Here is a 22,939-nt window from a genome sequence, read left to right as displayed (position 1 = left end):
AATGTTGCAGATTGCGGGTGAAAGGGTCACCCGGTGTAGTCTCTCGGGGAGAATCTCAGCGAAGAGGAACTCATGCCGCAGCCGCCCGCCCGACCCTTGCGCGCCGACGCCGAACGGACCGTGCGCGCGATCCTGGACGCGGCCGAGCGGGTGCTGAGCGAGAACCCGAACGCGACCCTGGAACAGATCGCCGAGGCCGCGGGGGTCGCGCGCACCACCGTGCACCGGCGCTTCGCGAACCGCGACGACCTGGTGCGCACGATGGCGCTCAGCGCGTGGCGGCGCATGGACGCGGCGGTCGACGCCGCCCGCCCGCTGTCCGCGCCGCCCATGGTCGCGTTGCACCAGGCCACGGCCAACGTCATCCAGATCAAGTACGGCGCGACCTACGCGCTCGACCGCGCCGTCGAATCCGATCCCGAGATCGCCGCCATCCAGGCCGAGGTGTTCGCCAAATGCGATGCGGCGCTTGCCCGTGCGCAAACCGAGGGCCTCATCGACGCCGGCGCGGATCTACTCTGGGCGCGCCGGGTGTACATCGCGCTGATCGGCGAAACCGTCCACGGGGACACCACCCTGGACGGCACCGCGGATCCGGACGCCCTGGCGAGCCGGTTGATCGACACCTTCCTCGCGGGCGTGGGACCCCGGCGGTAGTCGCCGCGCCACCGCCCGCCGCGCGGCTCGTACACTGCGTTCATGCCCGACGCCGGCTCACCCGGAGCCCAGCCGGCTCCCGACATCGCCCCGCTGCTGGACCTGTTCGCGGGCCGGCGCGTGGTCGTGCTGACCGGCGCGGGCATCTCCACCGACAGCGGTATCCCGGACTATCGCAGTCCGGGCGCGCCGCCCACGAATCCCATGACCTACCAGCAGTTCGTCGGTGATCCGGTCTTCCGGCAGCGGTACTGGGCCCGCAATCACGTGGGCTGGCGGCGCATGGACGCGAGCCGCCCCAACGCCGGCCATCGCGCCCTGGCCCGGCTCGAGCGGGCGGGACTGGTCACGGGCCTGCTGACCCAGAACGTCGATCTGCTGCACACCAAGGCCGGCCAGCGCGCGGTGATCGACCTGCACGGCACGTACCTGCGGGTCCGGTGTCTGGCCTGCGGGGCGCGCATCTCCCGGCTGACGCTGGCCGAGCGCCTGGAGCAGGCCAATCCGGGTTTCGCCGACGATCCGGCCCGCACCGGCGTGGAGGTCGCGCCCGACGCCGACGCGGTGGTCGCCGACACCGCGAACTTCCGGGTGGTCGACTGCGCCGACTGCGGCGGCATGCTGAAGCCGGACATCGTGTATTTCGGCGAGTCGGTGCCCAAAGACCGTGTGGCGGAGGCGTTCGCGATGGTCGACGCGGCCGACGCGCTCCTGGTGGCGGGCTCGTCGCTGACCGTGATGTCGGGCCTGCGCTTCGTGCGCCACGCCGCGAAGACCGGCCGGCCCGTGGTGATCGTCAATCGCGGCGCCACCCGCGCAGACGATTTGGCGACCCTGCGCTACGACGCCGGCTGCGCGCCGACGCTGACCGCGCTGGCGGACGGGGTCGCCGGGGATCGAGTACCCGCATGACCACATCGTCCGCGGAGCAGGCGATCATTCTCATCACCGGCATCCAGGCGGCCGGGAAATCGACCGTCGCGCAGGCGCTGGCCGAGCGGCTGGAGCGGTCGGTGCACGTGCGGGGAGATCTGTTCCGGCGCATGGTGATCAACGGGCGCGCGGACATGACGCCTGACCCGTCGGAGGAGGCGGTGCGTCAGCTCCGGCTGCGGCATCGACTGACCGCCTCGACCTGTGACGAGTACTTCCGGGCGGGTTTCACCGTCGTCGCACAGGATGTCGTGCTGGGTGCGCACCTCACCGAGATGGTCGAGATCATCGAGGCGCGGCCGCTGCTGGTGGTGGTGCTCGCGCCGCGGCCCGAGGCGATCGAGCGGCGCGAGGCCGGCCGCGGCAAGGACGCCTACGGCCGGTGGACCATCGACCTGCTCGACGCGGGGCTGCGGAACGAGACCCCGCGCATCGGGCTGTGGCTGGACACCTCGGACCAGACCCCGGAGGAGACCGTCGACGACATCCTCGCGCGGGCCTGGACCGAGGCCGTGATCGATTGACGGCCCGTCACCCAGGGGCGAGCCTCACATCGGGTAGATGGGGTGCTTGCGCGGGTTGAACTCGGGCTTGGTCGTCTGCTTGTCGCGCAGCAGGCGCAGCGCGTGCCGGATCTCGAGGCGGGTGCGCGAGGGTTCGATCACCGCGTCGATGTATCCGCGTTCGGCGGCGATCCACGGGGTGGCGATGGTCTCGTTGTACTGGTTGACCATGAACTCGCGGGCGGCGGCGCGGTGCTCTTCCGGTACCGCGGCCAGCTGGCGCTTGCCGAGCAGATCGACCGCGCTCTCGGCGCCGATGACCGCGATCCGGGCGGTGGGCCAGGCGAAACTGAAGTCGGCCCCGACCTGCCGGGCCGCCATCATGCCGTACGCGCCGCCGTAGGACTTGCGCACCACCAGGTTGATGATCGGCACCGTGGCCTCGATGATCGCGCGCGGGACGCGGCCGCCGCGAATGATCACGCCGGCGGCTTCCTCGGACAGCCCGGGCAGCACGCCGGGGGTGTCGGCGACGAACACCAGTGGAATGTTGAACGCGTCGCACAGCCGGATGAAGTACGTCGACTTGTCCGAGCAGGCGGCGTCGATCGAACCGCCCAGTACCAGTGGCTGATTCGCGATCACGCCGACCGGGTTGCCGTCTACCCGGGCGAATCCGGTGATCAGGTTCGGGGCGAATGTCGCACGTACCTCGTGGAATTCGCCGTCGTCGAAGATCCGCAGCAGGATCTCGTGCATGTCGTAGCCGGAGCGATCGGAGTCGGGAATGATCCGGTCGAGTTCACGGTCGGAAGCGGTGATCTCGGGTTCCAGGCCGGGGTTCACGATCGGCGCCTGTTCGACGCAGCTGGTCGGGAAGTAGCTCAGGTAGTTGCGGGCCCACTCGTAGGCTTCCTGCTCGGTGTCGGCCACGTGGTGCAGGGTGCCGCGCTCGGCCTGTACCTTCGCGCCGCCGAGTTCCTCGGCGGTGACGTCCTCGCCGTTGACGGCTTTGATCACGTCGGGCCCGGTGACGAACATGTAGGAGTCCTTGGTGCCGATCAGCACATCGGTATTGATCGGCCCGTACACCGAGCCCGCCGCGCATTTGCCGAGAATGATCGACACCTGCGGGACATAGCCCGAGAGCTTCTCCAGGACGCGCGAAATATCGCCGAACGAGGCGATCGATCCGACGGCGTCCTGAATCCGGGCGCCGCCGGAATCGTTGATCGTCACGACCGGGCAGGCATTGTCGAACGCGAAGCGCAAGGCGCGCATGAACTTCTGCGCCGACGTCACTCCGACCGAGCCGCCGTAGACGGTCTGATCGTGCGAGATGACCACGACGGGCCGCCCGTTGATCAGCCCGCGGCCGGTGACCAGTCCGTCGCCGTAGAGCGCGTCCGGCTGTCCCGGTTGCCTGGCCAGGGCGCCGGTTTCGACGAAGGTGCCGGGGTCGAGCAGCATGTTCACGCGCTCGCGAACGCTCGGGATGCCCTTCTTCTCCCGCTTGGCTCGACCGGCGTCCCCCGCCGGTTCCGCCGCGACCCCCAGGATCTTGTTCAGTTCGTCGAGCTTCGCTCGCGTGCCGATCACGCTTACCGCCACCTTCTCCCGCTGCACCGATTTGCCCCGGTGACGTTATGCGTTGTCGCCGAGGAATGATCACCAAATTAGACAAACGGGATGAATCACAAAATGCGGGGGGTGTTTGCTGGGTATCGACTCCCGGGTGTGCGCGCCCGCCGGCGCGAAATCGGGAGTTCGCCCCGGCGCACGCCCCTCGTGAACCCGGTCCATCTCCGGCGCGTCGCGGACCGCCCTTGTGGGCGCTCGGCGTGCGGTGCTCGAATCTACCGCTTTGGCGCACAATGCTTTCCCGGACCGGAAGGGGGTGGATCGGCGGGTCCCGGGGTGCTCGCGCACAAGTGAAACCTGTTCTAATCTCTCGGCATGGACGTCACATACGAAGGCACCGCACGCGAGCTCGAGACCGACACCGGGACGCTGCGCTACCACGAGGCGGGCGCGGGCGAGCCGCTGATCCTGTTGCACGGGTCCGGCATCGGTGTGAGCGGCTGGAAGAACTTCCGGGGCAATCTGGCCTACTTCGCCAAGTACTACCACTGCTACATCCTCGAGTTCCCGGGCTTCGGGATCAGTGATCCGGTGCCGGGTATGCACCCGGTCTTCGCGGCGGGCGCGGCCGTGCTGCGGTTCATGGACGCGCTCGGCATCGAATCCGCCGCCATGGTGGGCAACTCGATGGGCGGGGTGGTCGGGGTCAACCTCGCGATCAACGCGCCCGAGCGTGTCACGAAACTGGTGGCCATCGGCGGCGTCGGGCCGAACATCTTCACCACCAACCCCAGCGAGGGTTCGCGCCTGCTGCAGGAGTTCGCGGACGAGCCCAGCCGGGAACGGCTGGTGCGCTGGCTGAAGTGCATGACCTACGATCACGCGCTGGTGACCGAGGAACTGATCGAGGATCGGTGGCGGGCCGCGAGCGATCCGGCCTCGCACGCCTCGCTCGCCGCGATGTACGGCTCGAAGGCGTTCGAGGCCCAGCGCGCGATGATGGCGAAGATCGCCCCCTACTGGTCCAACATGCACAAGGTGCGGTGCCCGGTCCTGCTGACCTGGGGCATCGAGGACAGGCAGAGCCCGCCGGACATGATGCTCGTGCCGATGCGGCTCATTCCCGACGCCGAGGTCCACGTCTTCCCCCGGTGCGGGCACTGGGTGATGATCGAGGCCAAGGAGGCGTTCGAGTCGGTGACCCTGGACTTCCTGCAGCGCACCGGCCGCGGTTAGTGTGCTCGCGCTCGGATTCCGCTGAGCCGGAGTCCTGTCCGGTATTCCGGACGCGGTCGTTCCGGTAGATGGCGGCTATCGCCGGTGGATTCGGCGTTGACGTGCGGTGCCGCGGCTATCCGATGCCGGGCGTTCCCCGAAAGTCGCCGGCCTCTATAGTCGGGTCGTTGAATGCAGTTGTTGTGCCAGGGCCGAATTCGCGCTTATTTCCACTGGTGAGTCATACATACTGAAACATCGGCGGCTCAGAGGTATGGTCGGTGGCCGTGACCCGATTGTTATCGGGTTCGGTGCTAGATCGACTTGGGAGATCCATTGAAGTACACGAAATTCGCTACCACCGCCATGATCGCCATCGCCGCCACCGGAATCGCCGCGGGGACCAGCTATGCCGCACCGGGCGCCCAGGCGCCCGCGGTCGCGCAGGTCACCCCGGCGGCGGCGTCGCAGGGCACCCAGGACGGCGTCGACTACTCGGTGCAGCTGGCCGAGACCGGCAACACCGTCGTCACGCAGGTCACCGGCGGCGCCTTCCAGCTGGCCGCGGACGGTAAGGCCGTCACGCTGAAGAACGACGCGGGCCAGGTCGTCGCGGTGCTGCCGCTGGCCGGCGCCGCGGGCAACCAGGAGATCGCGCTCACCGCGGTCGTCGACGAGCAGGGCCAGCGGCTGTCGCTGACCGCGCCGAAGGCCGAGGACGTCTCGGTCAAGTTCGTCGGTTCGCAGGAGTGGTTCTTCGCCGAACTGCAGCGGGCTTCGCTCGGCGCGCTCATCGGCGCCATCATCGGCGCGTTCTTCTTCGGCATCGGCCTGCCGTTCGGCGCGCTCATCGGCCTGCTGATCGCCGGTGGCCCGTCGCTCATCGACGCGGGCCTCGCCTACTTCAGCGGGCAGCCCTGAAAATCCTGATCCTCGGCGGCACCCGGGAAGCCCGGGAAATCGCTGACATCGCTTCCGGTGAGCGAGGATTCGACATCGTCTCCTCGCTCGCCGGGCGCGTGCGCGAACCCGTCCTGCCGGTCGGCGCGGTGCGCATGGGCGGCTTCGGGGGCGTGCAGGGACTGCGGGAGTGGATCTCCGGCAACGACATCGACCTCGTGGTGGACGCCACCCATCCCTTCGCGGGCGGGATGACCGCCAACGCGGCACAGGCCGCCGCGCACCTGGGCCTGCCGGTGCTGCACCTGCGCCGCCCGGGCTGGCACGAACAACCCGGGGATCGCTGGATCCGGGTGCCCAATCTGACCGTCGCGGCCGAAACCGTTGCCGGGCTGGGGGATCGGGTCTTTCTCACCGTCGGCCGCCAGGGCGTCGCGGCCTTCGCCGGATCGGGGCAGTGGTTCCTGATCCGCGCCATCGATTCGCCCGAGAGCGCGGTGCCGGCCCGGCACGAGGTGCTGCTCGCGCGCGGGCCGTTCGCGGTCGAGGAGGAGATCGCGCTGCTCACCGCGCACGCCATCGAGGTGCTGGTGACCAAGGACAGCGGGGGAGAGCTCACCGAGGCCAAGCTGACCGCCGCCCGTGCACTGGGCCTGCCGGTCGTCATGATCGACCGCCCACCGCTGCCGGTCGGCGCCGAGCAGGTGGAAACCGTTGCCCAGGCCTGGGATTGGGTGCTCGCCCGGCGCTGAGCCGCGGTGTCAGGACAGCCGGCTGGCCGGGTCCAGGAGGTCGGGCAGCCGGTCGAACCACTCCAGGACCGCGCGTTCGTAGCGGATCCCGAAATCGAGGGTGGCGCGTTCGAACGGTGAGATGCGTTGCTCGTCATGGCCGGACAGGTAGCCGGTCAGGCGCTGTTCGTGCACGGTCCGGTTGGCGGCGATGATGCGGTCGAGGCGGTCGCGGTCGATGAAGTCGCCGAAGGACAGGGTCAGGAGCAGCGGCACGCGGATGGTCTCCGCGCCGGGATCGCGCGCGATCCATTCGGCGAAGGCCTCGCGGCCGTCCTCGGTGATGCGGTAGGGCGTGCGATCGCGCGCCCCGGTTTCGCCCTTCTCGACCAGTCCGTGCTGGTGCATGGTCGCCAGTTCCCGGTAGACCTGGCTCTGGGTGATGGTCCAGAAGTCGCCGATGCGGTCCTGGGCCAGCGTGACCAGATCCCACCCGGACATATCGCCCTGGTGTAGGAAACCGAGTAGGGACGCGGCCGTCGAATTGAGCGGGCGCCGGGTTTTCTCGTCTACCACTGCCATCCCTTCAGCCATACATTCCACTATGGAATATTATTCACCATATCGCCGGGACGTGAAGACCCGGGGTCCGTTCGCCGACTCGAAGACCGTCGTGGTGGACGCGCCCACGATGAGCAGCGTCCGCATGTCCACCTCGTCGGGGTCCAGCTCCGCCAGGGTCACCACGCGCACCGACTCCGTCGGCCCGCCCACGTCGCGGCCCAGAATCACCGGGGTCTCGGGCTTGCGATGCTCGAGCAGCAGATCCTTCATGGCCCCGACCTGCCAGGTGCGCTGGGAGGACCGCGGGTTGTACACCGCGAAGGCCATGTCGGCCGCCGCCACCGCGGCGAGCCGCCCGGCCACCACCTCCCACGGCTTGAGGCGGTCCGAGAGCGAGATCATCGCGAAGTCGTGCCCGAGCGGCGCGCCGACCCGGCTCGCCACCGCGGTCGCGGCGGTGACGCCGGGCAGCACCCGCACCGGGACGTCACGCCACTGCGGGTCGCCGGACTCCTCGATCACCGCGGCCGCCATCGCGAATACCCCGGGATCGCCCCCGGACACCACGACCACCTTCGCGCCGCGCTTGGCCATGTCCAATGCCATTGCCGCACGCTCGGATTCGACCTTGTTGTCGCTCGCGTGCCGCTGCTGGCCCGGACGCTCGGGCACCCGGTTCACGTAGGTGGCGTAGCCGACGATGTCGGTGGCCTCGGCGAGGGCGTGGGCAACCTCGGGCGTGATCCACTCCTGGGATCCGGGGCCCAGGCCCACGACGACCACCTCGCCGGGCGCATCGGCCCGCGGTCGTCCGTCCGAGGCCGCGGAGGAGCCCGCGTTCCCCGAGGCGTTCGCGAACTCGGCGCCGGTCGCCGCGTCGGCGGTGACGGCGAACGTGCCGACCCGGCCGGCCGGCGCGACCGATTCCGTTTCGCCGGAAATCGCGGCCGAATCCGCTACGCCGAGAACGCCATTCGGTGCGGTCGTGCGCGCGGTGGCGCGTGCTTCGGAGTTTGTCGCAGCCGATTCGGCGTTCGAGGCGCGTGTGCCGGGGTTTGTCGTCGTCTCGGTCAGCGGGATGCGCGTCTGCGGTGCGGGACCGGGCACGATCGTGATGGCGAAGTACGGCACGCTCGCCTCGTCCACGTCCGCGGCGCGCAGCACGCGCTGGCGGGTGCTGCTGGCTCGCTCGATGTAGAACGCGTCGTCCAGGCGGCCGGAGTCCGCAAGGGCCTGGCGCACACCGGGATACGTGCGCCCGAGCTTCATGATGGCGGCGGCGTCGGTCTCACGCAACCGGCGGGTGAGCTCCTCGGTGCCCATGGTTCCGGGCAGGATCGTCAGCACCTGTTCGCCCTCGACGATCGGGGTCGCCAGGGCGGCCGAGGCGGCGCTGACCGAGGTGACGCCCGGGATGATCTCGCTGTCGAAGCGGTCGGCCAGGCGCCGGTGCATGTGCTGGAAAGAGCTGTAGAACAGCGGATCTCCGGCCGCGAGCAGCGCCACCGAACGCCCCGCCGCCAGGTGCTCGGCCAGCCGGGCGGCCGCGCTCTCGTAGAAGTCGTCGATCGCGCCCTGATAGCCGCCGGGATGTTCGGTGGTCTCGGTGGTGACCGGGTAGACCAGATGCTCCTCGAGCTGGCCCGCGCGCATGTAGGGCGCGGCGATGGCGCGCGAGATGCTGCGGCCGTGCCGGGCGCTGTGGAAGGCGATCACGTCGGCGGCGCCGATGATCCGCGCCGCCTTGACCGTCACCAGTTCCGGATCGCCGGGACCCAGGCCGATGCCCCAGAGCTTGCCGCTCATTCTTGTTCGCTCGCAATCGCGTTGAGGGCGGCAGCGGTGATCGCGCTGCCACCGCGCCGGCCCCGCACGGTCAGGAATTCGATGTCGCCGTACTCGGCCAGGGCCTGTTTGGACTCGGCCGCGCCGATGAACCCGACCGGGATGCCGATGACCGCCGCCGGGCGCGGGGCGCCCGCGTCGAGCATGTCCAGGAGATGGAACAGCGCGGTCGGGGCGTTGCCGATGGCGACCACCGCGCCGTCCAGGCGGTCGCGCCACAGCTCCAGCGCCGCGGCGGATCGGGTGTTGTCCATGGCCGCGGCCAGGGCGGGCACGCGCGGGTCGGCCAGCAGGCACAGCACGTCGTTGTCCGCGGGCAGGCGCCTGCGCGTCACCCCGGAGGCGACCATGTTCGCGTCGCACAGAATCGCGTTCCCGGCCCGCATCGCCGCGCGCGCGGCCGCCACCACACCGGGGCTGTAGTCGATGTCGGCGGCCAGATCCACCTGCCCGCAGGCGTGGATCATGCGCACCACCACCTGCGACACATCCGCGGGGAACCGGGCCAGATCGGCCTCGGCGCGAATCGTGGCGAACGAGCGCCGATAGATCTCGGCCCCGTCGGTGAGGTAGCTGGTGCGCACGTCGGACATGGTGTCCAGCCTAGATTTCGCCCGCACGCGGCCTCGGGGCGGGTGGCAGCGGTCACCTCGAATCCGCTTCGGAGTGCACCGGATCAGGTCCGCGGTCGCTCGAGGATGCGGGACATGACGATGCTGCTCCGGGTTCGCCCGACGCGCGCGTTCTCCCGGATCCGCTCGACGGTCACCTCGATCTCGGCCATGTCCCGAGCCATGACGTGCACCAGCGCGTCGGCCTCCCCGGCGATCGTCCACACGCCGATGACCTGCGGAATCGGTTCCAGGCTGCGGCGCAGTTCGGCGGGGGAGATGTTGTCGCGGTAGTAGACCTCCACGTACGCCTCGGTGCGCCAGCCGAGCGCGGCGGGGTTGACCTGCGCGCTGAAGCCGGTGATCTGCCCGCCCGCGACCATCTTGTCGACCCGGCGTTTGACCGCGGGCGCGGAGAGTCCGACGAGCGCGCCGATTTCCTGGAACGACGCCCGCGCGTGTTTGAGCAAATGGGCCAGAATGCGGCGATCGATGTCGTCCATGTCCACCCTTTCGGCGGCTGACGCAATGAATCTTCGTCAATGTCCGAATTTGCGCAACATATCGCTATATCTGACGCAACGGTACCGCACATACCTTCGTGAGCACGCACGTTCCTCGTTCGACCGAATCACATCGAAGGAGCTTCGTTGACTTCCGCAGCCACGCTCCGCGCTCCCGAACCGGCGGATGATCGCCGCCCGAGCGCGCGCCGGTATCTGATGTGCCGACCCGAGCATTTCGAGGTCAGCTACGCGATCAACCCCTGGATGGATACCTCGGCGCCGGTGGACCGGGCATTGGCCCTGGCGCAGTGGGACGCGCTGCGCGCGGCGTACGAGGCGCACGGGCATCGGGTGGAGGTGATCGAGGGGGTGCCCGGCCTGCCCGACATGGTGTTCGCCGCCAACGGCGGCCTGGTCATCGGGGACCGGGCGCTCTCGGCCCGCTTCGCCAATCCCGAACGCGCGCAGGAGGGTCCGGCCTACCATCGGTGGCTCGGTGAGCGCGGCTTCACCCGTCTGGGCGCGGCGGCCGAAATCAACGAGGGCGAGGGCGATTTCGCGATAGCGGGGGACCGCATCCTGGCCGGAACCGGGTTCCGCAGCTCCCGGGCCGCGCACCGCGAGGTGCAGGAGTTCTTCCACCTGCCGGTGGTGTCGCTGGATCTGGTGGATCCCCGGTACTACCACCTCGATACCGCGCTCATGGTGCTCGGCGACACCATCGCGTATTTCCCGGGCGCGTTCACCGGCGCGAGCGCGCGCCTGCTGGCCCGCATGTATCCCGACGCGGTGATCGCCACCGCCGCGGACGCCGAGGTGCTCGGGCTCAACGGGGTCTGCGACGGGCGGCACGTGTTCCTGAGCGATCGGGCCACCGGGCTGGCCGCGGAGTTGCGCGCGCGGGGCTACGAGCCGGTCGGCATCGATCTGTCCGAGCTGCTCAAGGCCGGCGGCAGCGTCAAATGTTGCACGCTGGAACAGCATTCGGTGCGCACCGCGGCGCTGCCGGACGACGTGCCGCTGCTGAACGCGGAGTTCCCGGTCGGCGACGAGCCGGCCGATGACGAGTCCTCCATGGACGTCGAGCCGCTGGCGGGCTGACGTCCCGGCGTGGAGCCGGTCGGGGCTCCGAGCCGGTGCGCGGGTGCCGTTCGTCGCGGGCGGCGACGGCACCCGCGTGCCGGTCCCCTGTCATTCCGTGGTGGTGCGGCGTCGTTCGGCGCGGTGCTCGAGCGTCTCGACGACGCGCTGCCAGGCGGGCGCCGCCGCGGCGATGTGGGTGGTCACGAGGCGCCGGTGCCCGGCGGTAGCCCCGGGCCGTTCGTGCGCGGCGGCCCAGGCGTCGAGTTCGTCGATGAGGCGGTCCAGGCGCGGGTCCGCCGGATCCCAGTCGGCCGCGCGATCGGTGGCGAGCATCAGTCGGGTGGTTTCGGGGTCGTCGAGCAGGGCGTTCTTCTCCCGGACGCGCTGGGCCACGGCGCCGGGATCCAGCGCGCGCAACAGGATCCACGCGTCGCGTTCGAGGCGCACCCGCGGCTCGCCGATGCCGAGGTCGCGCATGCGATCGAGGACGGCGACCACCTCCGGCGGCAGTACGAGGCGTTCGCCGCTGTCCAATGCGGCTATGCGGCGGCGGTATTCGGAGATCTGCTCGATCCGGCGTTCGAGGTCGGCGTCGATCTCGGCCAGGGCGGAGGCGAATTCGGGCGCGGGTGCGTGCAGCAGCGCGCCGATGCGCGCGAGTGGTACCCCGGCGTCGGCGAGGGTGCGGACGCGGATGAGATCCACCGCGGCCTGGGCGGGGTAGCGGCGGTATCCGGAGGCGTCGCGGTCGGGTTCGGGGAGCAGGCCGATGTGGTGGTAGTGGCGCACGGTGCGCACGGTCACGCCCGCGGTCGCCGCGAGCTGCCCGATCGTGAGCACCGTTCCCCCGGGGTCGTCGATGTCGTTCCCGCGGTGTTCGCGAGTCGTCCCGAGTCTAGGACCGGGCGAGATCGACGACATCGCGGATGGCCCGCGCGACCGCGTCCGGGCGGTCGAAGCAGAGGCGGTGGTGGAAGGTGCCGGTGATTACGCGGTGTTCCCCGCGCGTGACCGTGCGCGCGAAGGCCGCGTCCATGGCCAGGCGGCCTGCCCGCTGCCGTTCGAGATCATCGTCCGAGATCGCGGCGCGCAGGCCCGGATCGACCCCGGCGACGCTGAGCGCGATCACCGGGACATCGGGAACGCCGAGGCCCGCGCGCACTTCGGCGGCCAGGTCGACCAGCTGCGCGCGCTCGCGCATCCCGCTGCGGATCCAGGGCGCGCTGTCCTTGGCCGCGAGCAGCGCGGTCCGTATCGGGCCGGGATAGTCGGCCAGGAGTTGTGCGTTCATCTTGCGCAGCGTGGGCCGCAGCCGGGTGAGCTGGTCGAAGTCGGGCGCCGTGCGTTCGGCCGCCGCGAGCCGCAGCGGCTCGGGCATGAAGTCGTCCCACTCGCGGTGCACGGCGTCGAGCCATACCAGGCCGGCCACCTCGTTCGGGTAGAGCTGGGCGAACCGGTGGGCGAACAAGCCGCCGAGCGAATGCGCGGCGAGCACGTACGGGCCGTCGATTCCCTCGGCGCGCACCAGCTCTCGCGCCTCGGTCGCGATGGCGTGCGCGGTGCGGGGTGCGCCCAGCGCGTCGCTGTACCCGGTGTCGCCCCGGTCGTACACCACCGCCGTGGTGAACTCCGAAACACGCTGCTGCACACCGAAATAGTCCAGTCCCACCGCGCTCGCGCCGGGGAAGAACACGACGGCGGGCCCGCCGCTGCCCGCGCGGTGCACGAAGACCCTGCGGCCGTCGATCGTCCGGAAGCCGCCGATGGGCGGCACGTTCTCGTTCACACATTCCGTGCTGTTCGTCATGGGATCACCGTGCAACCCTGACGCAGCGTCATGGTCAAGTCCGATGACCTGACCGGTCGGCGTTAGCCTCGTAGAAATTCGACAATGGGAATATGCGCATCTACGCATTGAAGTCGGGCGTGGATCGGCCCGGCCATCGAGGTCCGTCCGGGAAACAGGAAACCCCCGCCCGGATTCGGGCGGGGGTCGGCTCGGCGCGTGGCAGCCGGGAGAGTCCCGGCTACCGGGCCAGGTCAGCGAGTGGCGTCGGGAACCCACTTGAAGCCGCTGGCGCCTGTGTTCACGCAGATGACCGGCTTGCCGGTGTTGACGTCCCAGGCGGGCTTCATGCCTTCACTGCGGGTGCACGGGGTGTGTGCCCGCGGGGTGGAGGCCGAGGCCGGGGCCGCGACGCTGATGAGCGCGGTGGCGACGGCTCCGCCGATCAGTGCGGTGGTGACGAGCTTGATCATGACTGCTGCCTTCCTTCGATGAACATGCGAGGAGGCTCCCCCCTCTGGTCGCACGTCGTAGTCTGCCGGGCGTAAGTGCGAAAGCCAAATGAATTTCCGCACTGGTGAATTCGCTCACAGATGTATGAAAGGCGCTGCTGTGCAGGTGAACTGCGGTGTGTTCAGGGTGCGGAACTCGCGGCGGCGGCTTCGATCCAGTTGGAGAACTCGCACGCCAGGTGCCACCGATGCCCGGTGACCATCGCCGGCAGAATCGGCAGCGGGAACTCGACGGTCAGCCGGGCGTGGAATCCGGTGCCGGTGTCGCGGAACTGGTGTCGCACACCGCCGATCGCGGTTCCGTCCAGTGCGCGCGCGACCCCGGCGATCTGGTGCGGGAAGAGCGGGTCCGGGGGAGTGGTCAGGCTCGAGACGTCGGTGTAGTCGACCAGGAACAGCGTCGCGAGCGGGCTCGAACCGGTGGTCTCCAGTACCACCTGTCCGCGCTCGCTCACCCCGAAGTCGAAATGATCGGGGCACGCCCGCAGCATCGCGGTGGTGTCGGAGCTGCTGGCGGCCTTTTCGAACCAGGCCACGAATCGTGCCGCGCCGCCGCCGGTTACGTGTAGATCGGTGACGCTGCGCCGGCGTCCCGGTACCCGGGCCTGCGCCTGGGCGACGCGGTCGGCCCAGCGGGTGTCGCGGGCGAGCCGGGCCCGGATCTCGGCCGATCCCAATTCGAGTTTCGTACGCAGCAGCGCTTCGCGGCGTTCGGCGACGTCGCCCGCCGCCGGGGCGGCCACCCCGAGCTTGCGTGCGGCGGCGTCGATGCGACGGCTCTCCCAGGCGAGCACGGCGTCCCGCCCGGCCGTGCGTCCGTTCAACTCGGCGACGATGCCGACGGTGTGCGCTGCGCTCATTGTCCCGTCCTTAAAGCTAGTATTTCTGCACTTAAGACGGTAGTCGTGCCGGGTAGTCGAGTGCAAGTGTCACGTCGGGATGTGTGAAGAACGCCCCGCGAACTGCGCGTTTCGTCGTCGTCGTGGCCGTTCGCGGGGGTCGGGGGCCGGAGTCGGCTCATTAACGCATCGGCCAACCGTCGCGATCACGTGTGTGATCGAGGTTCGCGAACCGGACCGGGGAGGGTGTGTATGCGGGTGGCGGTTGTGCTCGCCGTCGCGGTGATCGCGGCGACGAGCGGGTGTTCGGACTATCCGGCCGACAGCGCCGAAGAGGCGGTGCGTTCGCACATCGAGGCCGCCGATCGTGGCGATGTCACGGCGCTGCGGGAGCTGGCATGCGGAGATCTCGCGCAGGCCATGGCTTCTCGCACCGACGAGCAGGTTCGAGCCGCCTTCGCGGACTACTACGATCCCGCACCCGATTGGTTCAGCGACGAGCAGCGAGGGGACAGGGTGTGGGTGTCCGGGTACTACTCCGGCATCAGCCACCTCGAGATCGCGTTCGTCACCGAGCGGCACGGTGACTGGCAGGTGTGTGAGGTCCGCCGGGGCAACGGACCGTACGGCGCGCTACCCGGGCCGTTCGGCTGAGTGCCGGAACCGATTCGGGGACGGGCGTTTTCGGTTCCTCGCCGCCGCTGCGTCCGCCGTATTCCGGTAGCGGGTGGATGAGTCGGGTCGACGCCGGCGGTCAGGTGTCGGCGGGATCGATCCGGTAGCCGGTGGGTGTGGCCGTCACGTCGGTGACCGCGCCGCGCGGGCGGCCGCAGTGGCGTTCGCAGCCGGACCAGTGCTGGCGGCCCGAGGCGACCACCTCCTCCGGGAGCAGGTCCGCGCGGGGGACGGTGGGGGCGCCTACCGGGACCACGCGGCCCGACTCGACGGCCTCGGCGGCGTCGGACCGGATGTCGGTCAGGGACTTGGCGCACCCGGGCCGGCCCGCGCACGCGGTGACCTGTAGCCAGGGGGAGGTGGCGTCGAAGATCAGGCCCATGGGGGCCAGGACGCGGACCACCTGTTCGGCGGCCCATTCCTCGAGGTCGGTGATGATCAGGCTGCGCCAGGGGGTCAGGTAGATCGGGCGTTCGATCGCGGCGATGAACTCCGCGGTGCGCGCCTCCAGCGAGCCGAGTCGTACGCCCGCGCCGAGGGTGACCAGGTCGTCGGCCTGGGTCAGCCAGCCGATCGGAACATCGTGGGGCGCGGTCGTTTCCAGCGGTTCGGCGGTGGTGATCAGGTGCGGGTGCGCGATCAGCAGGTGATCGGCCAGCCGGCGGGGACCGTCCGCGATCTCGTGCAGTCGCCACTGGTCGTCCCGCAGGTCCAGGAAGCCGTGGGCGGCCGCGAGCATGACCTCGACCGCGCCGTCGGCGGTGACCCGCAGGCCCGAATCCGCGCCGCCGAGCAGCAGCGCGAAGGTGTCACCGTCCACGCCGTGCACGCCGATGTCGCCGCCGAGCCCGCTCACGTCACCGCGCCCGTCGTCGAGGGTGAACAGCACCCGGCCCGGCAGCTCGGCCAGCCGCGGCGCCGCGAGCAGACCCGCGTCCAGCGCCGGGACCAGCGCGTGCACCTCGGCGAGACCGCCGACCCGGCCGGACAGCGGCGAGGCGATGATGTTGCGCACCCGTTCGTGCGAGGCGCTCGGGAGCAGCCCGGCCGCGGTGAGGCGCTGTTCGAGCGCGGCGGCGTCGTGCACCCGGCGCAGTTGCACGTTGCCGCGCGAGGTGAGTTCGATGTGCCCGTCGCCCAGGTCGCGGGCGGCCTCGGCGACGGCCTGCAGCTGGTCGGGGGCCAGGCGCCCGCCGGGGATCCGGATGCGGGCCAGGGGTCCGTCGGCGGCCTGGTGCAGGCGCAGCACGCCGGGGCAGGAATCGGGTTCGGATCGCGTCATGTCCACACCAGGGTACGGCGGGCGTCCGGGGTGAACGCCCGCCGTACCGGGGACGCTCACCCCGCGTGATGCGGTTCGATCGAGGCAGGCAGCCCGCGCTCGCGCGCGAACGCGGGCGTCTTCTCCCAGGAGTCGTTGAGCAGACTCGGAATCATGTGTTCGTCGACCCGGTCGCGATGCACGGTCGTCATCATGACCGTGAGTCCGAAGAGCAGGGTGGCCGCGCAGATGATGCCCGCGAGTACCGCCCACCGTGTCTGCCCGCTGCCCGCCGCGGTCAACGCCATTGCCAGCGTCGCGAAGGCAACCAGTACGCAAAAATATCCTGACCAGGCGGCGAATCGGTTCCGCCTGACCCATCCGGGAGTATTCGCCATAGCGGCAGCGTACGCGTGGCGAACAAGCGCGAAAAGGCTCGTGCACCAGGGTTTGCCGCACTGTGACACTAGCGCGATCCACACCGTCGCCCCGTCGCGATCCGCGCGGTGACACCGGCGCGACAGCGACTGTGACGCGGGGCGCGATCACCGCGGCGCGAGACCGGCGCGATAGCATCGGCGGGCTCGTCGGACGGAAGAAACCGGTGCAATTCCGGTGCGGTCGCGCCACTGTGACAGTCAGACCTTCTCCAGCGAGTGCCATACCGTGCTGGGCGCGTCCACCCGAGGAAGGCCGAAACCCGTGATTCTGCTGTTGTCCACGTCCGATACCGATCTGCTGAGCGCGCGAGCCAGCGGAGCCGAGTACCGGCTCGCCAACCCCGCGCGCCTGCTGCCCGAGGACCTGCCCGGTCTGCTCGACGGCGCGGATCTGGTGATCGTCCGCATCCTCGGCGGCAAGCGGGCCTGGGAAGAGGGCCTGGAGACCGTGCGCGCCAGCGGGATTCCCGTGGTCGCGCTGGGTGGCGAGCACGCCCCCGACGCCGAGCTCATGGAGTGCTCGACCGTGCCCGGCGGTGTGGCCGCCGACGCGCACAACTACCTGGCCGCCGGTGGTCCGGCGAACCTGTTGCAGCTGAGCAACTTCCTGTCCGACACCGTGCTGCTCACCGGTCACGGCTTCGAGCCGCCGGTGGAACTGCCGCGCTGGGGTGTGCTCGAGCGCGCCGAGCGCGAGCTGCCCGCGGGCGCGCCCACGGTAGCCGTCGTCTATTACCGGGCCCAGCACCTGGCCGGGAACACCGGCTACATCGACGCGCTGTGCACCGCCATCGAGGACAAGGGCGCGCGGGCGCTGCCCATCTACTGCGCCTCGCTGCGCACCGCCGAGACCGAACTGCTCGCCGAACTGCGCAAGGCCGACGCGCTGGTGGTGACCGTGCTCGCGGCCGGCGGTACCAAGCCCGCGACCGCCTCCGCGGGCGGGGACGACGAGGCCTGGGACGTGGGCGCGCTCGCCGACCTGGACGTGCCGATCCTGCAGGGCCTGTGCCTGACCAGCGGTCGTGCCCAGTGGGAGGCCAACGACGACGGGCTGTCCCCGCTCGATGTCGCCACCCAGGTCGCGGTGCCCGAGTTCGACGGCCGCATCATCACGGTTCCGTTCTCGTTCAAGGAGTTCGACGAGGACGGGCTGTCCACCTACGTGCCCGATCCCGAGCGCGCGTCGCGCGTGGCCGGTATCGCCTCCCGGTACGCGCGGCTGCGGCACATCCCCAACTCCGAGAAGCGCGTGGCGATCGTGTTCTCGGCGTACCCGACCAAGCACGCCCGCATCGGCAACGCCGTCGGCCTGGACACCCCGGCCAGCGCCATCAAGCTGCTGAACGAATTGCGTTCGGCCGGATACGATCTCGGCGAACCGGGGGAGATCCCGGGGCTCGAGGCCGGGGACGGCGACGCGCTGGTACACGCGCTCATCGCCGCGGGCGGCCAGGATCCGGACTGGCTGACCGCGGAACAGCTGGAGGGCAACCCGATTCGCATCGGCGCGGGCACCTACGGGCAATGGTTCGCCGAACTGCCCGAGGATCTGCGCGAGGGCGTGGAGGAGGCGTGGGGCGCCGCGCCCGGTGAGCTGTACGTGGACCGCTCGGCCGATCCGGCCGGTGAGATCGTCATCGCCGCCATGCGATTCGGCAACGTGGTGATCATCGTGCAGCCCCCGCGCGGATTCGGCGAGAACCCGGTTGCGATCTATCACGACCCGGATCTGCCGCCGAGCCATCACTACCTGGCCGCCTACCGCTGGATCGCCGCGCCGGACGGTTTCGCCGCCGACGCCATGGTGCACCTGGGCAAGCACGGCAACCTGGAATGGCTGCCGGGCAAGACCCTGGGCATGTCGGCCTCCTGCGGCACCGACGCCGCGCTCGGGGATCTGCCGCTGATCTACCCGTTCCTGGTGAACGATCCGGGCGAGGGCACCCAGGCCAAGCGCCGCGCCCACGCCACCCTGGTCGATCACCTCATCCCGCCGATGGCGCGCGCGGAAACCTACGGCGACATCTCGCGGCTCGAGCAGCTCCTCGACGAGCACTCCAACATCTCCACACTGGATCCGGCCAAGCTGCCCGCCATCCGCCAGCAGATCTGGACGCTCATGCGCGCGGCCAAGATGGACCACGATCTGGGCTTGGCCGAGCGGCCCGAGGAAGACGTCTTCGACGACATGCTGCTGCACGTCGACGGCTGGCTGTGTGAGATCAAGGACGTGCAGATCCGCGACGGCCTGCACATCCTGGGGCAGGCGCCGGCCGGGGAGGCCGAGGTCGACCTGGTGCTGGCGATGCTGCGCGCCCGCCAGCTCTGGGGCGGTGAGGTCAACGTGCCGGGCCTGCGCGAGGCGCTGGGCCTGAGCGAGGCCGGGGACGAATCCCGCGAACGCGTCGACACCTTCGAAGGGGTTGCGCGCGAACTGGTCTCGGCCATGCAGGCGGTCGACTGGGACGTGCAGGCGATCGACGCCATCACCGAACAGCTCGTCCAGGACGGGGACGCCGTCGCCATCGCGGGCGCCGAACCCGAGTCGAGGCTGTCCGCGGTGCGCCGGGTGCTGGGCTTCGCGGCCACCGAGGTGGTGCCGCGCCTGCGCCAGACCGGGGTCGAGGTCGCGCGCATCCTGCACGCGCTCGACGGCGGGTTCATTCCGGCCGGGCCCAGTGGTTCGCCGCTGCGCGGCCTGATCAACGTGCTGCCCACCGGGCGCAACTTCTACTCGGTCGATCCCAAGGCCGTGCCCTCGCGCCTGGCGTGGGAAACCGGTCAGGCCATGGCGGATTCGCTGCTGGCGCGGTACCTGGCCGATCACGGGGAGTACCCGCGCTCGGTCGGGATCTCGATCTGGGGCACCTCGGCCATGCGCACCTCCGGCGACGATATCGCCGAGGTGTTCGCGTTGCTGGGTGTGCGCCCGGTGTGGGACGAGGCGAGCAGGCGCGTCACCGAGCTCGAGGCCATCGGGCTCGAGGAGCTGGGCCGTCCGCGCGTGGACGTGACCGTGCGCATCAGCGGGTTCTTCCGGGACGCGTTCCCGCACGTGCTGGCGCTGCTCGACGACGCGGTGCGCCTGGTCGCGGATCTGGACGAGCCCGCGGAATCGAACTACGTGCGCGCGCACGCGCAGGCCGATCTGGCCGAGCACGGCGACGAGCGGCGCGCCACCACGCGCATCTTCGGCTCCAAGCCCGGCACCTACGGCGCGGGTCTGCTGCAGCTCATCGATTCCAAGAGCTGGCGCACCGATGACGATCTCGCGCAGGTGTACACCGCGTGGGGCGGATTCGCCTACGGCCGCGAGCTCGACGGCGTGCCCGCGGCCGACGACATGCGCACCGCGTATCGGCGAATCGCGGTGGCGGCCAAGAACACCGACACCCGCGAGCACGATATCGCCGACTCGGACGACTATTTCCAGTATCACGGCGGCATGGTGGCCACCGTGCGCGCGCTGACCGGAAAGAACCCCGAGGCCTATATCGGCGACAGCACCCGCCCGGACGCCGTGCGCACCCGCACGCTGTCCGAGGAGACCACCCGCGTGTTCCGTGCGCGCGTGATCAATCCGCGCTGGCTCGAAGCCATGCGCCGGCACGGGTACAAGGGCGCGTTCGAAATGGCCGCCACCGTCGACTATCTCTTCGGATATGACGCGACAACCAATGTCGTCGCCGATTGGATGTACGAAAAGCTCGCCGAGAGCTACGTTTTCGACGACGTGAATCGCAAGTTCATGGAGCAGTCGAATCCCTGGGCGCTGCACGGTATCGCGGAGCGTTTGCTGGAAGCGGCGGAGCGGAAACTGTGGGAGGCGCCCGAATCCGAGACGCTGGAACGGCTGCGTCAGGTGTATCTCGAAACCGAAGGCGAACTGGAGTAGGCGAATTCCGCCGCGCGCGGCGCGGCGGCGGGCGATGACGGTGGTGCCGGGGCCTCGGACGTTGAGGACATCAGCGGACAACCCCGGCACCTGTCCTATCCGCGGGCCGAGTCTGAGGGGACCATAAGAATCGTCCCGGCGTCTCGGGGAGGCGGCGGGAACTCCAATCCCATTATTGGGATCGATAATTGGATGTTGATTCCCGATTCGCGGCGTGCACGATGCACGCGCAATTCGATCGTGTTCTTCGGCGTCGCATTCCGTGCACGCCCGGTGTGCGCACCGGCGAATCGGCCTTTCACCGGCAGGAACGCATGATGAAAATCGCCAAAATCGCCGCGACAGCCCTTTTCTCGATCGCCACGCTCTGCGTCGCGACCGCTACCGCGCACGGTGAACCCGGGGTGGCGAATCCGGGTATCAGTGGTGTCGATCGAGGGGTCGAGTACACCACCAGCCTGGCGCCCGACCGCTCGGCCGTCACCACCACCCTGGCCGCGGGCCGCTTCGAACCGGTCGCGGGCGCGGTCAATGTGATCGGCCCCGCCGGTGAGACCATCGCCGCGCTGCCGCTCACCTACCAGGTCGCGGACCGGACGGTGAGCGTCCTACCCGAGATCGACGCCGCCGGAACGACATTGACGGTCCGCCCGGCCAACGCCGCCGACGTGGTCGTCCCGACCGCGGAGTCCGTGGCACTGCAGCAGGTGGCCAACGCCGGGACGATCGTCGCGGGGGCGGTCATCGGGTGCCTGGTCGGCATCGTCATCGGCATCTGGTTCTTCGGGATCGGCGCCATCATCGGTTGCGGGGTCGGCGGATTGATCGGCGCGATCATCGGCGGGCAGCAACCGTGAGGTGACACCGGACGTGCGTGCGGGCTCCGGCCCGCGGGCACCGGACCGCCGGGCAACGCAACCGCTCCGGCGGTCCTGCCATGTCCGGACCCGGTGCGGCGGGTCTCCGGAAGTGGTGCCCCTGACGGGGCCGTAACCCGAATCCGCTACGGCGATAACGGATTCGAATCCGGGTGATCAGGGGGTGGCGGTCACTTCGATGCCGATGGTGCCCGACTTACCACGCCGCAGCACACTGCCGGTGACGATCAGGAAGCCCTGGATGCCGTAGCGCTTCTTGATGAGCGAGCGGGTGCGGTCGCTGCCGGCGTCGTCCTGGATGATCGCGGTGCCCTTGACGATGTCGCCGCGGGTCTTGCCGCGCACGTCGCAGGGCTGGATGGTGACCTCGGGGTTGCGGCGGATGCGCTTGACCTTCCAGCTGTCGGTCACCGTCCAGATGTACAGGCGGCCGTTGTCGAGGGCGGCCCACAGGGGCGTGCCGACGGGGGTGCCGTCCTTCTTGAACGTGGTCAGCATGACGTATTGGGCGGTCCCGGCCGGGCCGAAGGGGTTGTCCACGATCGCAGCCTAGCCGGTGCGCGGGCGGGCGGCCCGGCATCGCCGCCGGGCGCGAGCTCCCGGCCATCTTCCCGCAACAAGTCATAGGCGCGTGTCCAGTGGGCTTTGTAGGCTGATTCGCGGAGGAGAACAGTGCGAGGAGGCAGTAATGGTGGCGACTTCGGTTCCCATGCTCTGGGGCGGCAATCTGCCGGAGACTCTCGATTTCTACAAGACGCTGGGCTACGTCGTCACGTACGAGCAGCATCGCCCGTACAGCTACGGGGCGGTGCGGCGCAACGGATTCGAACTGCACTTCGGTCCGACGCCCAAGGAACTCGACGCCCAGCGGGCGCACATCGGGTGCCTGGTGGTGGTCGACGAGGTCGAACCCTGGCACGTGGAGTTCACCGCCGCGCTGCGCGCCAAGTACGGGCGCATCCCCGCCCGCGGGACGCCGCGCATCACCCGATTCCGGCCCGGGCAAACGCGTTTCACCGTCGTGGACCCGGTCGGCAACACCGTCATCTACATTCAGCGCGATGAACCGGACCCCGAATACGGCGGGTCCGCGGCGCTCGAGGGGCTGGCCCGGGTGCTGGACCACGCCCGAATCCTGCGGGACTCCAAGAACGACGACGTGGCCGCCGCCCGCGTCATCGAGACCGGCCTGCGCCGGCACGCCATCAAGGCCAGCCCGGTCGAGCGGGCCCGCGCGCTGGCCATGCTCGCCGAGATCGCGGCCGCCGCGGAGGATGCCGGCCGGGTGGCCCAGTTGATCGCGCAGATCGACACCCTCGCGCTCTCCGACGATGATCGCGCGGTGGTGGACGACGAGCTCAAAGCGGTAGCGGCGCTGCGGGACTGGCTGGCCGAACAGGCCTGACGCGGCCGGGCCGGTGCGTTACCGGCCCGCGGCGTCCGGTGTCGGGCGGCGGGTGCGCGCCGGGTGGGTGGAACGGGTGCGGCCGGGCGTGCGGCGCCGGATGCGCGGGACGTCCG

At 69.9% G+C, this 22,939-nt stretch carries 23 protein-coding genes; 11 read left to right on the top strand and 12 right to left on the bottom strand.

Annotated elements, in window-relative coordinates; all coding sequences use genetic code 11:
• Window positions 1-72 precede the first annotated feature (72 nt).
• Genes ACWDOP_RS27530 through ACWDOP_RS27520 form a run of 3 tightly spaced genes read left to right on the top strand, consistent with a single transcriptional unit; the run spans window position 73 to window position 2,114 of the window.
• On the top strand, window positions 73-657 hold the full coding sequence (locus tag ACWDOP_RS27530; RefSeq protein WP_456347357.1) for a TetR/AcrR family transcriptional regulator: 585 nt from the start codon (window positions 73-75) through the stop codon (window positions 655-657).
• 42 nt (window positions 658-699) lie between these two features.
• Window positions 700-1,569 carry an NAD-dependent protein deacetylase gene (locus ACWDOP_RS27525; protein ID WP_456347356.1) on the top strand — a complete coding sequence of 290 codons (870 nt, stop codon included), beginning with the start codon at window positions 700-702 and terminating at the stop codon, window positions 1,567-1,569.
• Window positions 1,566-2,114: an AAA family ATPase gene (locus tag ACWDOP_RS27520; RefSeq protein WP_456347355.1), complete on the top strand. Its 549-nt coding sequence runs from the start codon at window positions 1,566-1,568 to the stop codon at window positions 2,112-2,114. Before ACWDOP_RS27525 ends, ACWDOP_RS27520 begins: the two co-directional genes overlap by 4 nt.
• Before the next feature lie 24 nt (window positions 2,115-2,138).
• Here the strand turns inward: ACWDOP_RS27520 and ACWDOP_RS27515 are convergent, their stop codons facing one another.
• Window positions 2,139-3,692: an acyl-CoA carboxylase subunit beta gene (locus ACWDOP_RS27515; protein ID WP_456347354.1), complete on the bottom strand. Its 1,554-nt coding sequence runs from the start codon at window positions 3,690-3,692 to the stop codon at window positions 2,139-2,141.
• A 357-nt stretch (window positions 3,693-4,049) separates the two neighbouring features.
• On the opposite strand from ACWDOP_RS27515, the gene ACWDOP_RS27510 reads away from it, so the two are divergent.
• From ACWDOP_RS27510 to ACWDOP_RS27500, 3 genes are all read left to right on the top strand, one after another.
• Window positions 4,050-4,910, top strand: a complete 861-nt coding sequence (locus ACWDOP_RS27510) for an alpha/beta fold hydrolase (RefSeq protein WP_456347353.1) — start codon at window positions 4,050-4,052, stop codon at window positions 4,908-4,910.
• Window positions 4,911-5,225: 315 nt separating this feature from the next.
• A complete protein-coding gene (locus ACWDOP_RS27505) occupies window positions 5,226-5,810 on the top strand; it encodes a hypothetical protein (RefSeq protein ID WP_454206174.1) in 585 nt (194 codons plus the stop codon).
• A complete protein-coding gene (locus ACWDOP_RS27500; RefSeq protein ID WP_456347386.1) occupies window positions 5,807-6,541 on the top strand; it encodes a cobalt-precorrin-6A reductase in 735 nt (244 codons plus the stop codon). The genes ACWDOP_RS27505 and ACWDOP_RS27500 overlap by 4 nt, the downstream gene beginning before the upstream one ends.
• 9 nt (window positions 6,542-6,550) lie before the next feature.
• On the opposite strand, the gene ACWDOP_RS27495 is transcribed toward ACWDOP_RS27500, so the two are convergent.
• The 4 genes from ACWDOP_RS27495 to ACWDOP_RS27480 all read right to left on the bottom strand — a co-directional run bounded on the left by ACWDOP_RS27495 (window position 6,551) and on the right by ACWDOP_RS27480 (window position 10,043).
• A complete protein-coding gene (locus tag ACWDOP_RS27495) occupies window positions 6,551-7,102 on the bottom strand; it encodes a PadR family transcriptional regulator (RefSeq protein WP_456347352.1) in 552 nt (183 codons plus the stop codon).
• Window positions 7,103-7,132: 30 nt separating this feature from the next.
• Window positions 7,133-8,890 carry a precorrin-3B C(17)-methyltransferase gene (gene cobJ / locus ACWDOP_RS27490; RefSeq protein WP_456347351.1) on the bottom strand — a complete coding sequence of 586 codons (1,758 nt, stop codon included), beginning with the start codon at window positions 8,888-8,890 and terminating at the stop codon, window positions 7,133-7,135.
• Entirely contained in the window at window positions 8,887-9,522 is a 636-nt protein-coding gene (locus ACWDOP_RS27485; protein WP_456347350.1) for a precorrin-8X methylmutase, read from the bottom strand. Before ACWDOP_RS27485 ends, cobJ begins: the two co-directional genes overlap by 4 nt.
• Window positions 9,523-9,605: 83 nt before the next feature.
• Window positions 9,606-10,043 carry an Lrp/AsnC family transcriptional regulator gene (locus tag ACWDOP_RS27480; RefSeq protein ID WP_454206182.1) on the bottom strand — a complete coding sequence of 146 codons (438 nt, stop codon included), beginning with the start codon at window positions 10,041-10,043 and terminating at the stop codon, window positions 9,606-9,608.
• Window positions 10,044-10,190: 147 nt separating this feature from the next.
• Here ACWDOP_RS27480 and ddaH point away from each other — a divergent pair, with 147 nt between their 5' ends.
• The gene (gene ddaH, locus ACWDOP_RS27475; RefSeq protein ID WP_456347349.1) at window positions 10,191-11,147 is read left to right on the top strand and encodes a dimethylargininase; all 957 of its coding nucleotides are present in this window, start codon (window positions 10,191-10,193) and stop codon (window positions 11,145-11,147) included.
• A 90-nt stretch (window positions 11,148-11,237) separates the two neighbouring features.
• On the opposite strand, the gene ACWDOP_RS27470 is transcribed toward ddaH, so the two are convergent.
• The 4 genes from ACWDOP_RS27470 to ACWDOP_RS27455 all read right to left on the bottom strand — a co-directional run bounded on the left by ACWDOP_RS27470 (window position 11,238) and on the right by ACWDOP_RS27455 (window position 14,287).
• Window positions 11,238-11,969: a MerR family transcriptional regulator gene (locus tag ACWDOP_RS27470; protein ID WP_456347348.1), complete on the bottom strand. Its 732-nt coding sequence runs from the start codon at window positions 11,967-11,969 to the stop codon at window positions 11,238-11,240.
• 55 nt (window positions 11,970-12,024) lie between these two features.
• Complete coding sequence (locus ACWDOP_RS27465; protein WP_456347347.1) at window positions 12,025-12,936, bottom strand: alpha/beta fold hydrolase; 912 nt, start codon at window positions 12,934-12,936, stop codon at window positions 12,025-12,027.
• A 233-nt stretch (window positions 12,937-13,169) separates the two neighbouring features.
• Window positions 13,170-13,388: a hypothetical protein gene (locus tag ACWDOP_RS27460; RefSeq protein ID WP_456347346.1), complete on the bottom strand. Its 219-nt coding sequence runs from the start codon at window positions 13,386-13,388 to the stop codon at window positions 13,170-13,172.
• 161 nt (window positions 13,389-13,549) lie between these two features.
• Window positions 13,550-14,287 carry a hypothetical protein gene (locus ACWDOP_RS27455; RefSeq protein ID WP_456347345.1) on the bottom strand — a complete coding sequence of 246 codons (738 nt, stop codon included), beginning with the start codon at window positions 14,285-14,287 and terminating at the stop codon, window positions 13,550-13,552.
• 231 nt (window positions 14,288-14,518) lie between these two features.
• On the opposite strand from ACWDOP_RS27455, the gene ACWDOP_RS27450 reads away from it, so the two are divergent.
• Entirely contained in the window at window positions 14,519-14,920 is a 402-nt protein-coding gene (locus ACWDOP_RS27450; protein ID WP_456347344.1) for a hypothetical protein, read from the top strand.
• A 100-nt stretch (window positions 14,921-15,020) separates the two neighbouring features.
• Here the strand turns inward: ACWDOP_RS27450 and cobG are convergent, their stop codons facing one another.
• On the bottom strand, window positions 15,021-16,223 hold the full coding sequence (gene cobG / locus ACWDOP_RS27445) for a precorrin-3B synthase (RefSeq protein ID WP_456347343.1): 1,203 nt from the start codon (window positions 16,221-16,223) through the stop codon (window positions 15,021-15,023).
• A gap of 56 nt (window positions 16,224-16,279) precedes the next feature.
• Window positions 16,280-16,510 (bottom strand): hypothetical protein, encoded by a 231-nt coding sequence (locus ACWDOP_RS27440; RefSeq protein WP_454206199.1) that lies wholly within the window; start codon window positions 16,508-16,510, stop codon window positions 16,280-16,282.
• 394 nt (window positions 16,511-16,904) lie between these two features.
• Here ACWDOP_RS27440 and cobN point away from each other — a divergent pair, with 394 nt between their 5' ends.
• Entirely contained in the window at window positions 16,905-20,540 is a 3,636-nt protein-coding gene (gene cobN, locus ACWDOP_RS27435) for a cobaltochelatase subunit CobN (protein WP_456347342.1), read from the top strand.
• A 317-nt stretch (window positions 20,541-20,857) separates the two neighbouring features.
• The gene (locus ACWDOP_RS27430; protein WP_456347341.1) at window positions 20,858-21,397 is read left to right on the top strand and encodes a hypothetical protein; all 540 of its coding nucleotides are present in this window, start codon (window positions 20,858-20,860) and stop codon (window positions 21,395-21,397) included.
• 177 nt (window positions 21,398-21,574) lie between these two features.
• Here ACWDOP_RS27430 and ACWDOP_RS27425 read toward each other — a convergent pair whose 3' ends face one another.
• Entirely contained in the window at window positions 21,575-21,958 is a 384-nt protein-coding gene (locus tag ACWDOP_RS27425; RefSeq protein WP_454206205.1) for a PPOX class F420-dependent oxidoreductase, read from the bottom strand.
• A 148-nt stretch (window positions 21,959-22,106) separates the two neighbouring features.
• On the opposite strand from ACWDOP_RS27425, the gene ACWDOP_RS27420 reads away from it, so the two are divergent.
• Window positions 22,107-22,823, top strand: coding sequence for a glyoxalase (locus ACWDOP_RS27420; RefSeq protein WP_454206207.1), 717 nt, complete (start codon window positions 22,107-22,109; stop codon window positions 22,821-22,823).
• Window positions 22,824-22,939: the final 116 nt, after the last annotated feature.

This window comes from Nocardia sp. NPDC003693 (genome assembly GCF_053981095.1).
This window is presented reverse-complemented; position numbering and strand designations above follow the sequence as displayed.

Coding starts and splice junctions, on each gene's coding strand:
- ACWDOP_RS27510 (WP_456347353.1), top strand. CDS start 4,050: ATGGACGTCACATACGAAGGCACCGCACGCGAGCTCGAGACCGACACC.
- ACWDOP_RS27450 (WP_456347344.1), top strand. CDS start 14,519: ATGCGGGTGGCGGTTGTGCTCGCCGTCGCGGTGATCGCGGCGACGAGC.
- ACWDOP_RS27430 (WP_456347341.1), top strand. CDS start 20,858: ATGAAAATCGCCAAAATCGCCGCGACAGCCCTTTTCTCGATCGCCACG.
- ACWDOP_RS27495 (WP_456347352.1), bottom strand. CDS start 7,102: ATGGCAGTGGTAGACGAGAAAACCCGGCGCCCGCTCAATTCGACGGCC.
- ACWDOP_RS27460 (WP_456347346.1), bottom strand. CDS start 13,388: ATGATCAAGCTCGTCACCACCGCACTGATCGGCGGAGCCGTCGCCACC.
- ACWDOP_RS27485 (WP_456347350.1), bottom strand. CDS start 9,522: ATGTCCGACGTGCGCACCAGCTACCTCACCGACGGGGCCGAGATCTAT.
- ACWDOP_RS27480 (WP_454206182.1), bottom strand. CDS start 10,043: ATGGACGACATCGATCGCCGCATTCTGGCCCATTTGCTCAAACACGCG.
- ACWDOP_RS27455 (WP_456347345.1), bottom strand. CDS start 14,287: ATGAGCGCAGCGCACACCGTCGGCATCGTCGCCGAGTTGAACGGACGC.
- ACWDOP_RS27440 (WP_454206199.1), bottom strand. CDS start 16,510: ATGGCGTTGACCGCGGCGGGCAGCGGGCAGACACGGTGGGCGGTACTC.
- ACWDOP_RS27525 (WP_456347356.1), top strand. CDS start 700: ATGCCCGACGCCGGCTCACCCGGAGCCCAGCCGGCTCCCGACATCGCC.
- ACWDOP_RS27465 (WP_456347347.1), bottom strand. CDS start 12,936: ATGACGAACAGCACGGAATGTGTGAACGAGAACGTGCCGCCCATCGGC.
- cobG (WP_456347343.1), bottom strand. CDS start 16,223: ATGACGCGATCCGAACCCGATTCCTGCCCCGGCGTGCTGCGCCTGCAC.
- cobJ (WP_456347351.1), bottom strand. CDS start 8,890: ATGAGCGGCAAGCTCTGGGGCATCGGCCTGGGTCCCGGCGATCCGGAA.
- ACWDOP_RS27530 (WP_456347357.1), top strand. CDS start 73: ATGCCGCAGCCGCCCGCCCGACCCTTGCGCGCCGACGCCGAACGGACC.
- ACWDOP_RS27420 (WP_454206207.1), top strand. CDS start 22,107: ATGGTGGCGACTTCGGTTCCCATGCTCTGGGGCGGCAATCTGCCGGAG.
- ACWDOP_RS27520 (WP_456347355.1), top strand. CDS start 1,566: ATGACCACATCGTCCGCGGAGCAGGCGATCATTCTCATCACCGGCATC.